This window comes from Antrihabitans cavernicola (genome assembly GCF_008297975.1).
Taxonomy (GTDB): Bacteria; Actinomycetota; Actinomycetes; order Mycobacteriales; family Mycobacteriaceae; genus Antrihabitans; species Antrihabitans cavernicola.
Genome location: NZ_VLNY01000003.1, coordinates 482,938 through 495,522, shown reverse-complemented (window position 1 = coordinate 495,522; position 12,585 = coordinate 482,938). Strand labels below are relative to the sequence as shown.

11 protein-coding genes and 1 tRNA gene are annotated in these 12,585 nt (G+C 64.6%); 8 read left to right on the top strand and 4 right to left on the bottom strand.

Annotated elements, in window-relative coordinates; all coding sequences use genetic code 11:
• Positions 1-2: 2 nt before the first annotated feature.
• Together FOY51_RS09550 and FOY51_RS09545 are read left to right on the top strand one after the other, a co-directional pair.
• Entirely contained in the window at positions 3-1,070 is a 1,068-nt protein-coding gene (locus FOY51_RS09550) for a quinone-dependent dihydroorotate dehydrogenase (protein WP_149429963.1), read from the top strand.
• Positions 1,071-1,199: 129 nt separating this feature from the next.
• Positions 1,200-3,032 (top strand): AMP-dependent synthetase/ligase, encoded by a 1,833-nt coding sequence (locus tag FOY51_RS09545; RefSeq protein WP_149429962.1) that lies wholly within the window; start codon positions 1,200-1,202, stop codon positions 3,030-3,032.
• Positions 3,033-3,093: 61 nt separating this feature from the next.
• On the opposite strand, the gene FOY51_RS09540 is transcribed toward FOY51_RS09545, so the two are convergent.
• On the bottom strand, positions 3,094-3,624 hold the full coding sequence (locus FOY51_RS09540) for a YbhB/YbcL family Raf kinase inhibitor-like protein (RefSeq protein ID WP_149429961.1): 531 nt from the start codon (positions 3,622-3,624) through the stop codon (positions 3,094-3,096).
• Positions 3,625-3,640: 16 nt separating this feature from the next.
• Complete coding sequence (locus FOY51_RS09535) at positions 3,641-5,002, bottom strand: M20/M25/M40 family metallo-hydrolase (protein ID WP_149429960.1); 1,362 nt, start codon at positions 5,000-5,002, stop codon at positions 3,641-3,643.
• A 138-nt stretch (positions 5,003-5,140) separates the two neighbouring features.
• Here FOY51_RS09535 and FOY51_RS09530 point away from each other — a divergent pair.
• Positions 5,141-5,226: transfer RNA gene (locus tag FOY51_RS09530), tRNA-Leu, on the top strand.
• A gap of 8 nt (positions 5,227-5,234) precedes the next feature.
• On the opposite strand, the gene rox is transcribed toward FOY51_RS09530, so the two are convergent.
• Positions 5,235-6,659 (bottom strand): rifampin monooxygenase, encoded by a 1,425-nt coding sequence (rox, locus tag FOY51_RS09525; RefSeq protein WP_149429959.1) that lies wholly within the window; start codon positions 6,657-6,659, stop codon positions 5,235-5,237.
• 213 nt (positions 6,660-6,872) lie between these two features.
• Here rox and FOY51_RS27535 point away from each other — a divergent pair, with 213 nt between their 5' ends.
• Positions 6,873-8,096: a DUF6745 domain-containing protein gene (locus FOY51_RS27535; protein ID WP_442862200.1), complete on the top strand. Its 1,224-nt coding sequence runs from the start codon at positions 6,873-6,875 to the stop codon at positions 8,094-8,096.
• 21 nt (positions 8,097-8,117) lie between these two features.
• The gene (locus FOY51_RS09515; RefSeq protein ID WP_149429958.1) at positions 8,118-8,585 is read left to right on the top strand and encodes a DUF8820 family protein; all 468 of its coding nucleotides are present in this window, start codon (positions 8,118-8,120) and stop codon (positions 8,583-8,585) included.
• Here the strand turns inward: FOY51_RS09515 and FOY51_RS09510 are convergent.
• On the bottom strand, positions 8,567-9,604 hold the full coding sequence (locus FOY51_RS09510; protein ID WP_149429957.1) for an alpha/beta fold hydrolase: 1,038 nt from the start codon (positions 9,602-9,604) through the stop codon (positions 8,567-8,569). The two genes, FOY51_RS09515 and FOY51_RS09510, sit on opposite strands and share 19 nt — an antisense overlap.
• A gap of 92 nt (positions 9,605-9,696) precedes the next feature.
• Between FOY51_RS09510 and FOY51_RS09505 the strand changes: the two genes are divergently transcribed.
• The 3 genes from FOY51_RS09505 to FOY51_RS09495 are packed head-to-tail and all read left to right on the top strand — an operon-like array spanning position 9,697 to position 12,582.
• The gene (locus FOY51_RS09505) at positions 9,697-10,776 is read left to right on the top strand and encodes an ATP-dependent DNA ligase (RefSeq protein WP_149429956.1); all 1,080 of its coding nucleotides are present in this window, start codon (positions 9,697-9,699) and stop codon (positions 10,774-10,776) included.
• On the top strand, positions 10,773-11,792 hold the full coding sequence (ligD, locus tag FOY51_RS09500) for a non-homologous end-joining DNA ligase (RefSeq protein WP_149429955.1): 1,020 nt from the start codon (positions 10,773-10,775) through the stop codon (positions 11,790-11,792). The genes FOY51_RS09505 and ligD overlap by 4 nt, the downstream gene beginning before the upstream one ends.
• Positions 11,788-12,582 (top strand): crotonase/enoyl-CoA hydratase family protein, encoded by a 795-nt coding sequence (locus FOY51_RS09495; RefSeq protein WP_214633086.1) that lies wholly within the window; start codon positions 11,788-11,790, stop codon positions 12,580-12,582. The genes ligD and FOY51_RS09495 overlap by 5 nt, the downstream gene beginning before the upstream one ends.
• Positions 12,583-12,585: the final 3 nt, after the last annotated feature.

The window sequence follows — 12,585 nt, the reverse complement described above, 5'->3', positions numbered from 1 at the left end:
GCGTGTACGGACTACTACTACGGCTGATGTTCCTGGTTCCGCCGGAACGAATTCATCACCTGGTCTTCGGCGCAATGCGCCTCGGTGGCCGTCTGGCGCCGTTGCGCGCGTTGCTGACACGGGTGTTCACGATCGACGATCCGATCCTGCGAAATACTGTCTTCGGCGTCGACTTTCCCGCACCGCTGGGCCTCGCGGCAGGGTTCGACAAGGACGCCGCGGGCGTGGACGCGTGGGGGCCGTTGGGCTTCGGATTCGCGGAGGTCGGCACGGTCACCGCGCAGGCGCAGCCCGGCAACCCGACGCCCCGCCTGTTCCGCCTGCCCGAGGATCACGCCCTGATCAACCGGATGGGTTTCAACAACCACGGTGCGGGCAACGCGGCGAACCATCTACGACGCCGCCGGGGCGGTGTTCCAATCGGCGCCAACATCGGTAAGACCAAGGTGGTTGCGGCGGCAGATGCTGCGGCCGACTACACGATCAGCGCCCGACTGCTGGGCCCGCTCGCCGACTTCGTCGTAGTGAACGTCAGTTCACCGAACACACCTGGCTTGCGTGATCTGCAGGCCGTCGAGTCGTTGCGACCGCTACTGCAGGCAGTCCTGGGTGCCGTCACCGTGCCGGTACTTGTCAAGATCGCGCCCGATCTGTCGGACGACGACGTGGATGCGGTCGCCGACCTCGCGGTCGAGCTGGGTCTGGCCGGCATCGTCGCAACCAACACCACCATCGCCCGGGACGGTCTGCGCACCGGTGGCGACCTGGTGCAGGAGATCGGCGCGGGCGGGCTGTCCGGACGGCCCGTCGCCGACCGCTCGCTGGAAGTACTGCATCGACTCCACGCGAGGGTCGGTGGGCAGATCACGCTGGTGTCGGTCGGCGGTATCGAAACCGTCGACCAGGCATGGGAGCGCATTCTCGCCGGCGCTTCGCTGCTGCAGGGATACACCGGATTGATCTACGGCGGCCCGTTCTGGACCCGACGCATCCATCGCGGACTCGCCCAGCGACTGCGCAGCGGTGGCTATTCGAACATCTCCGAAGCGGTGGGCGCCGGCTCGCGATAGTCCGGCGAAAACGGACATTTCACGCACCGGTCGGTGGTACCTTGCCGGTGCCGAGGCTTGATCCACGTCCTCGGTTCATCGGCTACCTCCCCGGGCGGGCACGTCCCCCGGCTACCCATGGACTCGGATATGACACAACAAGACGACGTCACCTTTCCGCACTCGACCGGGACAGCAGTACGCACGCTGCCCGAAGCCTTCCAACTGACCGCCTCGGTCCGTCCGAGCGCCGTGGCACTTCGGACTCCCGGCAGCATCCAGGAGGTGACCTGGCGCGAATACGGCGAGCGGGTGAAAGCGATCGCGGCCGGTCTCGCCGGTCTCGGCATCGGTCACGGCGACACCGTCGGGATCATGCTCACGAACCGTCCCGAATTCCATCTGGTCGACACCGCGGCACTGCACCTGGGCGCAATCCCGTTCTCGATCTACAACACCAGCTCCCCCGAGCAGATCGAGTACCTGTTCGGTAACGCCGAAAATCGCGTTGTCGTCACCGAGAAGGCGTTCCTGGACAAGGTCCGCCAGTCGGGTGCGTCGCTCGAGCACATCATCGTCGTCGACGGTCCGGCGAACGACGCCGCGACGCTCGAGGATGTAGAAGCTTCGCCCGCAGCCGATTTCGACTTCGACGCAGCATGGCGGGCGGTTGCGCCGACCGATGTCGCCACCCTGATCTACACCTCCGGAACCACCGGCCCGCCGAAGGGCGTCGAGATCACCCATCGCAACATGATCGCCCAACTGGTCGGCGTGGAGCATGTCCTGGACGTCGGTTTCGACGACCGGGTCGCGTCCTATCTGCCCGCGGCGCACATCGCCGATCGCGTGTCCGCCCATGCCATGAACATGGTGCGCGGAATTCAGATCACCTCGGTCGCCGATCCGCGCGAAATCGCTGCGGCACTACCCGATACGCGCCCGACCGTGTTCTTCGGCGTTCCTCGCGTGTGGCAGAAGATCAAGGCGGGCATCGAGGCAAAGCTGGCCGAAGAGCCGAGCCCGATCAAGCGCAACCTCGCCAACTGGGCCATCGGCGTCGGGCTTGCCGCGGCGCAGAAGGACCTCGCCGGCGAGGGACGTGGGCTGCCGCTGACCATCCAGCACACGATCGCCGACGCGCTTGTGCTATCCAAGCTTCGGCACGCGCTCGGGTTGGAACAGATCAAGTTCGCGGGCTCGGGCGCGGCCGCCATTCCGGCCGAGGTGCTGCAATATTTCCTCGGCCTCGGCATCGCCGTGCTCGAGGTGTGGGGCTTGTCCGAGACCACCGGCGTGTCCACCACGACGACCCACGACGACCTGAAGATCGGCACCGTCGGCAAGGCCGTCAACGGTGTCGAGCTCAAGTTGGCAGAGGACGGCGAACTGTTGGTCCGCGGTGCGGTGGTGATGCGGGGCTACCGCAAGCAGCCGGAGAAGACCGCCGAGACCATCGATGCGGACGGGTGGTTGGTGACCGGGGACATCGCGACCGTCGATGCCGAGGGAAACGTGTCGATCGTCGACCGCAAGAAGGAACTGATCATCAGCGAGGCGGGAAAGAACATGTCCCCCACCAACATCGAGAACGCGATGAAGGCGTCGTCGTCGTTGATCAGTCAGGCCGTGGCGATCGGCGAGGCGCGTCCGTACATCACGGCGCTCATCGCGCTCGATCCCGATGCCGCTGCCGTCCGTGCGAAAGCGCTGGGCATCCCGGGCGCCGACCTTGCCACGCTCACGGCACGCGAAGAACTGCGGAAAGAAGTCGCGGAAGCGATCCGAGCCGGCAACAAGAAGCTCTCGCAGGTGGAGCAGATCAAGCGCTTCGTCATCTCCAGCCACTATTGGGAGCCGGGCGGCGAGGAACTGACTCCGACCATGAAGCTGCGCCGTAAGCCGATCTCGGCGATGTATGCCGACGAGATCATCGACCTCTATGCCGCTGTGCCCGGCAACGAGGTCGTCGATCTGCGGTAGCCCACAGGTGAGCGGTTAGTTGGTCCCTAGACCAACTAACCGCTCACCTGCGCGGAGCGCACTACTCCTCCTCGTACGTCCCGACTATGGTCGCTCGCGCGATTGCGTGGGAGAACAGGTTGAAGCCGAGGAAGGCCGGTGTGGCGTTTTCGTCGACATCGAGTCGCTCGACGTCCACCGCATGCACGACCACGTAGTAGTGGTGCGTGCCGTGGCCGCTCGGCGGGGCTGCGCCGATGTAGCGTGCTGCGCCTGCGTCACCGCGCAGCGTGACCGCGCCGTGCGGAAGACCGGTGCCGCCGTCGTCGCCCGCACCTGGCGCGAGTGAGGTGGTGGTCACCGGCAGATTCGCAACCGCCCAGTGCCAGAAGCCCGACGCCGTCGGCGCATCCGGGTCGTAGACGGTGACCGCGAAGCTCTTGGTTTCGTCGGGGAATCCCGACCAGGACAGTTGTGGCGAAGTATCGCGCCCGCCTGCCCCCATGATCCCGCTCACTTGCTCGTTCTTCAGCGGCTGGCCGTCCGTGACGTCGGCGGAGGTCAGCTCGAACGAGGGGAGATCGGGCAAGGCCTCGTACGGATCGTGCGACATGTGGGTCCCTTTCTGATCAGCTGTGCAACAGGAAGTGCTCGAGGACGCGGGTACCGAACAGCAGCGAGTCCACCGGTACCCGCTCGTCGACGCCGTGAAACAGCGCGGCGAAATCCAACTCCGGCGGCAACTGCAGCGGAGCAAAGCCGAAGCAGCGAATCCCGATGCGCGCGAACGCCTTTGCGTCGGTTCCACCGGACAGCATGTACGGAACCGTGCGACCGTTGCTGTCGTACGCCAAAATCGCGTCGTTCATGGCGTCCACGAGGTGGCCGTCGAACGTGGTCTCGTAGCTGTCGAGCTTGGTGATCCATTCGCGTGTCACGTTGGGGCCGATCAAGTCGTCGACCTCCTTCTCGAACGCGGCTTGCCGACCGGGAACGACGCGGCAATCCACCACCGCTTCCGCGGTCTGCGGAATCACGTTCGCCTTGTAACCCGCTTTCAGCATCGTCGGATTGGCGGTGTCGCGCAGCGTTGCTCCCACGATTCGGGAAATGCTGCCGAGTTTCGCGAGCGTGCCGTCGAGGTCCGGCGAATCGGGGCCGAAGTCGAGACCGGACTCGTCCCCCACCGCAGCAAGGAACTCGCGCACCGAGTCCGAGAGCACCAACGGGAAGGTATGTGAGCCGAGCCGAGCGACAGCGTCGGCCAAGATAGTCACGGCGTTGTTCTCGTGCAGGAACGATCCGTGGCCCGCGTTCGCCTTCGCCGTCAGCCGCATCCACCCGAGGCTTTTCTCGGCCGTCTCCACCAGATACAGGCGGCGTTCCTCGCCGTCGGGCCGCGCGACCGTCAGCGAGAATCCGCCGACCTCACCGACCGCCTCGGTGACCCCGTCGAACAGGTCCGGCCGATTGTCGACCAGCCAATGCGATCCGTACTTGCCGCCGTTCTCTTCGTCCGCCAGAAATGCGAACACCAGATCCCGTGGCGGCACGGTTCCATCGGCCTTGAACTGGCGAGCCAGCGCCAGCGCCATCCCGACCATGTCCTTCATGTCGACCGCGCCGCGGCCCCAGACGTAACCGTCCTGGACGGTGCCGGAGAACGGGTGCACACTCCAGTCGGCGGGTTCGGCAGGCACCACGTCGAGATGACCGTGAACCAGGAGTGCGCCGCGCGAGGAATCGCTTCCCGGTAGTCGCGCGAAGACGTTGCCGCGGCCGGGAGCGCCGGATTCGACGTACTCCGTCTCGTAACCCACCTCGTGGAGCTGCTCCGCGACCCACTCGGCGCATTCTTTCTCGCCCTTGGTGGTCTCGAGTTCGCCGGTGTTGGAGGTGTCGAACCGAATCAGTGCGCTGACCAGGTCGACTACCTCGGACACCGCTCGCCCGTCGTTGGTGGAGCCGGACCGATCCGCTGAGGACGACATGCCACTTTCCTACCATTCGACGGCTGCTCGGGCAGTCGGCCGCGCCCGGATTTTGGCCCACGTTCAGGATCGGATACTCTTTCCTCCGCGCAGGAACATGTGCGCGAGTCGCGAAGCGAGGCGAAGCCGAGCGACAATGTCCGAGTGGCGGAATGGCAGACGCGCTAGCTTGAGGTGCTAGTGCCCTATTAACGGGCGTGGGGGTTCAAGTCCCCCCTCGGACACCCACCCATCATGAAGGCTGACCGAACCACTGGGTCAGCTTTTCATTCAGATCGTGTTGATCGTCACCAACCCACACGACATGGCCGTCTGGTCGCAGCAATACCGCCGCGACGTCGAGTTCCTCGCTGGTGTCGACGACGTGGTCGACGCGATCGGTCCAGCCGGCCGCCGACAACTTTCCGGTCTGGTCGAGCAGCAGACCTCGGCCGCCGTGCATCAACTGATAAACGGATCCCCGCGACAACGCGAGGTCGCGCAACCGTCGACCGAGCAACTGGTGGCCCTCGCCGAAGTCGTAGCGGATTCCTATCGCGATGATCTTCTCGATCAGATAGCGGTTCACCTCCTCGAAGTCCATCAACTCGGCCATCAACCGCCGCACGGCCTGCCCACCCGGCTCGAGCGACATCAGCACCGTCTGCGCTCGCGTGCTGTCCAGAACATCGGCGGCTACCGGATGCCGCTCTGCCTCGTAGGTGTCCAACAGACCGGACGGCGCCCACCCGTTGATTTCGGCCGCGAGCTTCCAGCCGAGGTTGAACGCATCCTGCACACCGAGGTTGAGGCCTTGCCCGCCCAGCGGCGGATGGACGTGCGCGGCATCGCCCGCCAGCAGCACCCGACCGACTCGGTAGTGATCCGCAAGGCGCGTCGCATCACTGAAGCGTGACAACCAGCGCGGCGAGTGCGCACCGAAATCGGTTCCGGCAGTGGCGATCAGCTGCTTCTTGAACTCGTCGAGACTGGGCGGAGCGGTGCGATCCTCGACCACTCCGTCGGCGGGCACCACCACCCGGTATCGACCGCTCGCCAGCGGCCCGGCACCGAAACGCAGTTGTGTCTCACGGACTTCGGCGTTGACAGCGCTGATGGTCTCCGGTGCCGCGGACAGCTCCAACTCTCCCAGCAACGTCTCCTGCGTAGCGGACTCACCGGGAAATTCGACGCCGAGCAGTTTGCGTACCGTGCTGCGGCCGCCATCGCACCCGACGAGATAGCGCGAATCCAGAGTGCTGCCGTCGGCGAGTCCGACCGAAACGCCGTCGTCGTTCTGCTCGAACCCGACAACGTCGCAGGCACGCCGGATGTCGACACCGACATCGATTGCGTGCTCGGTGAGTAGTCGGAGGGTGATCGGCTGCGGAAGACCCAGAACGTACGGGTGAGTGGTGTCCAGCTTCGTCGGCGACGGCTTGGTGATCGCGGCGAAGAAGCCGCCGAGTGGATAGGTCTTGCCCGCTTCGAGAAACCTGCCCGCCAGGCCCCGCTGGTCCAATACTTCGATGGTGCGGGCGTGCATACCTAGCGGGCGCACGATTTCGGTCGGCCCGGCCTCCTTCTCCAGAACTACAACACTGACGCCGTGCAACCGCAGCTCGCACGCAAGCATGATCCCGGTCGGTCCGCCGCCTGCAACGATCACATCGATCATCAAGTCCCCCAAATTCGCTGGTCATAGCTTCGGCCAGCGAGTATGCAGCATCACAGGGGTCTTGCCGCAAGGCCCCATATGCGATATATGTTGAAAGGGAGAGGGATTCAGCTGAAGTTCCGGCAGTCAAAGTTCCAGAGCCCTTGAAGTTCCGGCTCTTTCGTGTCACAGTCGATTCATGACTACAGGAAAGGCGAACCCCGCCTCCATCAGGTGAGCGCGGTGTCCACATCGTCAGCGGCTCGCCGCCGCGCCAGGTTCAATTCCGAGAATTCCCCCGATCCAGAGCGCGTTGTCGCTGCCTGCCTCGAGCGTGAAGACTGGTTGCAACGCGGTCTGTGCTGCGAACCTGCCGATCGGTCGACTGCCGAATCGGCTGTCCGGGAGCTGTATCACCTGATCGGGGCCCCACCGCCCGAATTTATATGGACTGCGTCGCCGCAGGCCGGCGTCGAGGCGGCCATTGCCGCCGGATTGCCGACCTCGTACACGTTGGACACGATGCAACGGCCAGCTGGTCGGATGGCAAACGTGCTCTCGAATTCACGAAAGCGTATGGATCACAATATATCTCGACGCCACGAGGATCCGATCCGCCGACGGTGGTCGCATGCATCGCTGCGCGCAACGCTGCCGGACGACGCCGTTCGGGCCGGGATCGCGGTCGATCAGATCATCCGCTGCTCCGTCGCGGATTCGCTGCGAATCTCGCTCGTCGACGGCGTCGCAACGGCAATCCGCACGCTGCTCCCCCAGGCCGTCCGCGGCGTCACCTGGTACGGGCAGCAGGAGGCGCATCGCGTCGGCTATTACGACGCCTACCGTCGGCACGGGCTCGCGACCTTCGGTTCGAACGACAACGCGCTCCTCGACATTCAGTCCGCGCTGGTCGGTGCGACTGGGTGGTGGTGGGCGCTCGAGCACGTGTGCGTGATGGCCGAACGGCCGACCGTTCTGCACACCGAGCCCACACCGAACGGCGTGCACAGCGAACGCCGACTACATCATCCCGACCTTCCGGCGCTGGAATTTCAAGACGGCGGAACGGTTTTCGTCCAACATGGCACGATCGTCCCGGACTGGGTGGTGCTCGACCCGACAGCAGATCGCATCGCACGTGAACGCAACATCGAGATTCGCCGCTGCGCCATCGAACGCATCGGATGGGACGCCTATATCGACATGGCCGAACTGGCGCTCGTGGACCGCGCCGACGATCCGGGAAATCAGGGATCGGAGCTTGCGCTCTACGACCTGCCCGACTCGTGGGACACCAGTCGAATCCTGCTGACCGTCAACGGATCCGTCGAACGTGACGGACGCAGGCGTCGGTACGGACTGCATGTACCCAGATCGATCTCCACCGCACTCGACGCCGCCGGCTGGACTTACGGCCTTGCCGGCACCGACTATTCCCGACTCGTTCGCCGAACCTGACTCCCCACCAAGGTGATTGCTATGAATTCAACGCTTACTCTTGCTGACCTGACCGCTCGCAGCGGCCTCGACGTGCTCGACCATCTCGACAAAGAAGTGACGATCCCGATCATCGACGGCATGCAGGCGCAAGGCGATCTGATCGTGATACCACGTGCCTTGGTCGCGGATTCTGTTCAGACTTACCCGGCACAGTGGCAGCAGAAGATTCCCACGGCGGGGCTCGAACTGCTCCGCAGCGCGGCGGGCGGCAACCCGCACGTCCTCGTTGCGGACGAAGGAAACTGCGAATGGTGTCCGTGGGTGCGAGACGCCGAGGGCCTGGCGCTCGGCATTCTCGACACGGAGGTCACGGCGTACCTCATCCACCCCGAACATGGCGGCACCGGAATTGCGCCTGGGCGCTACGTGATTCGCCGCCAACGCGAGAACAGTCGACGCACCGGCTTCGGCGCCCGACGCTCCGAGTTCTACCTGGTCGCCGACTGAAAGAACTCTTCGATATGCGCCCAGGTCGTCTCTCGCGCCTCAGGTCCAGCGAGCAGGCCGAAGTGACTACCCGGTGCGGACTCGAAGCGAACAGTGGTGCCCGTGGCGACCGATGTGATTCGCTCGACGGCAGCGATCGGAGCGATCACATCGGTCGTGCCGCCGACGGCGAGCACCGGCGCCGAGATGTCCGCCAACTCGATCGTGTGACTGCCGAACCGAACACGGCCTGTGTTCAACGCATTTCGCAGAATGAGCTGTCGACACACCTGATCGAAGAAGCGTCCGGGATAGCCGGGCATTTCCGCCATGAACTGGTCGATCGCATCCATTCGAGCGAGAGTTTCGGTGTCGTGCAGGTTCCTCGCGATGAACCACGGCTTGGTCAGCTCACGCTGCAACGCCGACGCTCGATACGTCAGTTGCACCAGCGGCGCCGGTAGGCCGCCGAGAATCCGCGTAGCGGCAGTGAGTGGTCGATCACCGGTGATCTTTCCGATTGCTCGCAGCGGCGCGATAGCCGGGATTCTGCGGTAGTCGATGGGCGTACCGACGGCGGCGATGGCGCGGATCGGCAGTTCCGGATGCGCAGCACAGGTGAGCAGTGACAGCGTGCCGCCCAAGCTCCACCCGATCACGTCGACCGGCGACCCGTCGTGCTGCTCGGACACTCGCAGAATCGCGTCGGGCACGATGTCGTCGATCCAATGTTCGAACCCCAACGCGCGATCCGCGTAACTCATCGTTCCGTAATCGACCACGTACGGCGTGCGACCGTTCGCGATCAGGTGAGCGACCAGGCTCTGTCCAGGCCGGTGGTCGTAGCAACTCGCCGGCGCTGCGAGAGGCGGTACCAGCAGCACCGGTCGGTCGGCGACGGGCCCGTACCTGCGCAGCTGCCGATGCGGTTCGTCGTGCAGGACCGTTGCGGGCGTGCGCTCCGCCTCGTCCACGCCGCTGCCGAAGGACAGACTCCAGGCGTTGCGGGTGACGGTGTTGAGTGTTGCCGAATCCAGCACGCTGATCCCTTCGCAGTATCTGTAACTCTCGGTACTTTACCGGCTGCGGCAACCTCCCGATGTTCGAGCCAGTTTGCCTCTAGGCTCGAGTGGTGGATCTGCCCGTGATGCCGCCGGTGAAGCCGATGCTCGCAAAATCTGCACCGAGCGTGCCGCGCACCCCCGGATTGCTGTTCGAACCCAAGTGGGACGGGTTTCGTTGCATAGTGTTTCGTGACGGGGACGAGCTCGAGTTGGGCTCTCGCAACGACAGGCCGTTGACGCGATATTTTCCCGAGCTGGTGGAACTGTTGCGCGATGCGTTGCCGCAGCGCTGCGTGGTCGACGGTGAGATCGTCATGGTGACGGGCACCGGCCTCGATTTCGACACCCTTCAACAACGCCTTCATCCGGCGGCATCGCGGGTGAACAAGCTCGCGAAGGAGACGCCCGCCAGCTTCGTCGCGTTCGACCTGTTGGCGCTGGGCGACGAGGACCTGACGGTCGAACCGTTCGTGGAACGGAGGCGCCGGTTGGAATCGTCGATCGACGCGAAGTTCGGTCGCGTCCATCTGACGCCGGTGACCGACGATCCTGACGTCGCCGAAGACTGGTTCGACCGATTCGAGGGCGCGGGCTTCGACGGCGTGATGGCCAAGGCGGGCGACCAGCCGTATCAGCAGGACAAGCGCGTCATGGTGAAGATCAAACACGAACGCACAGCCGACTGCGTGGTGGCAGGATTTCGCTGGCACAAGGACGGCGAGGGCGTCGGCTCGCTGCTGCTCGGTTTGTTCGACGATCAGCGTCGCCTCAATCATGTCGGCGTGGCCAGCAGTTTCACCGCAGCCCGGCGACGAGAACTCGTCACCGAGTTGGCTCCGCTGCGCGAGCACGCTCTCGACAACCATCCCTGGCGAGAATGGGCTGAGGCACACGCCGATTCGGACGGCAAGATGCCCGGCGGACTCAGCCGCTGGAGTGGCGGCAAGGATCTGTCGTGGCAGGCACTGCGCACCGAGCTGGTCGCCGAGGTGCGCTACGAACATGTGCAATCGGGCCGATTTCGCCACGGCGGCAGGCTGGTTCGCTTCAGACCGGATCGACAGCCAGAATCGTGTACCTACGCACAGCTCGACGAGGTTGCACCCGCCGAGCTCGCCACCATCTTCGACGAGCAGGAGAAGTCATGAGTGACGGCGTCACCCTCGATCTCGACGGCACCGAGGTCACCATCACCAACCCCGACAAGGTGTACTTCGCCAAGACCGGACACACCAAGCTCGACGTGGTTCGCTTCTACGAGTCCATCTCCGGCCCGCTGCTCACCGCGTTGGGCGGGCGGCCGCTGCTGCTCGAACGTTATCCGGAAGGCGCCGCAGGCAAGTCCTTCTTCCAGAAGCGCGTCCCCAAGTCCGCCCCCGACTGGCTACAGACCACCGTCGTCTCGACACCCAACGGCACCACCAGCGACGCGCTGGTCGCCGCCGATCTTGCGCACATCGCATGGGCAGTGAATCTGGGCTGCATAGGTTTTCACGTCTGGCCGTACCATGCTGCCACCCAGGAGTTCACCGACGAGCTCCGTATCGACCTCGACCCCTCCCCCGGCATCGGTTTCGATCAGCTACGTGAGGGCGCCGTCGCCACCAAGGAGTTCTTCGACGAACTCGGCATGGCATCGCACATCAAGACATCCGGCTCTCGCGGCCTGCACATCTACGTGACCCTGGAGTCGAAATGGGACGGCTTCGAGGTGCGCGCCGCGGCGGTCGCTTTCGCGCGCGAACTCGAACGCCGCCACCCCGACCTGATCACCGCCAAGTGGTGGAAGGAAGAGCGCGGTAAGCGGGTGTTCGTCGACTTCAATCAGAATGCGCCGCACAAAACAGTGTTCGGAGCGTGGTGCATCCGGCCACGCGTCGGCGCCCAGGTGTCGACGCCGATCACGTGGGACGAGCTCCCGACCATCGATCCCGACACATTGACGATCGACACCGTGGCCGATCGGGTTGCCGCACAGGGCAATCCGTGGGCCGATGTCAACGACGAGCCGCAATCCATCACGACCCTGCTGGAGATGTCGGCAAAGGACATGGCCGACGGGCTGATGGACGCACCGTGGCCGCCGGTGTACCCGAAGATGCCGAACGAACCACCACGCGTGGCACCGAGCAGAGCCAAGAAGACCGACACCGTAAAGGATTGACACCGTGACCGAACCCGTAGTGACAGTCGAGCGAGTCGGCAACGTCGCGCTCATCACGCTCAACCGCCCGGATTCGATGAACGCGGTCAACTCGGCGCTCACTGTCGCGCTCGGTGGAGCAGTCGAAGAACTGAACAACGACAACGATTTACGCGTCGGGGTCATCACCGGTGCCGGCCGCGCGTTCTCGGCCGGAGCCGACTTGAAGGCAATTGCCAAGGGTGAAGCCATCTTCGACCCCGACCATCCCGAATGGGGATTCGCCGGACTGGTGCGCCACTTCATCGACAAGCCGTTGATCGCCGCGGTCAACGGATTCGCTTTGGGCGGTGGCACCGAGATAGCCCTGGCCTGCGACCTGATCGTCGTGAGCGAGGAGGCGAAGTTCGGACTCCCGGAGGTCAAACGCGGATTGATCGCGTTGGCGGGTGGGCTGATTCGGCTGCCGAGTCAGATTCCGCTGAAGTTGGCGCTCGAGGTCGCACTGACCGGTGAGCCGATCGACGCCGCGACCGCTGCCCGCTGGGGCATGGTCAACCGCGTCGTCCCACCCGATCAGGTGGTCCAGGTCGCGATGGAGTTGGCCCAGACCATCGCGGCGAACGCGCCGCTGTCGGTGCGGGCGAGCAAGCGAATCATGTACCGCAGCGCCGAATTCGGATCGGAATGGCACGACGACATCTGGTCGATGAACATGAGCGAAGGCGGTCCCGTCTTCGCGAGCAAGGACGCACGCGAAGGGCCGCGGGCATTTGCCGAGAAGCGCACGCCCGAATGGAAGGGCGAGTAACGC

Bases quoted from the DNA above. Each gene is read 5' to 3' on its own strand.
- rox (WP_149429959.1), bottom strand. From the start codon at position 6,659: ATGATCGATGTGATCGTTGCAGGCGGCGGACCGACCGGGATCATGCTT.
- FOY51_RS09535 (WP_149429960.1), bottom strand. From the start codon at position 5,002: ATGTCGTCCTCAGCGGATCGGTCCGGCTCCACCAACGACGGGCGAGCG.
- FOY51_RS09545 (WP_149429962.1), top strand. From the start codon at position 1,200: ATGACACAACAAGACGACGTCACCTTTCCGCACTCGACCGGGACAGCA.
- FOY51_RS09515 (WP_149429958.1), top strand. From the start codon at position 8,118: ATGAATTCAACGCTTACTCTTGCTGACCTGACCGCTCGCAGCGGCCTC.
- ligD (WP_149429955.1), top strand. From the start codon at position 10,773: ATGAGTGACGGCGTCACCCTCGATCTCGACGGCACCGAGGTCACCATC.
- FOY51_RS09540 (WP_149429961.1), bottom strand. From the start codon at position 3,624: ATGTCGCACGATCCGTACGAGGCCTTGCCCGATCTCCCCTCGTTCGAG.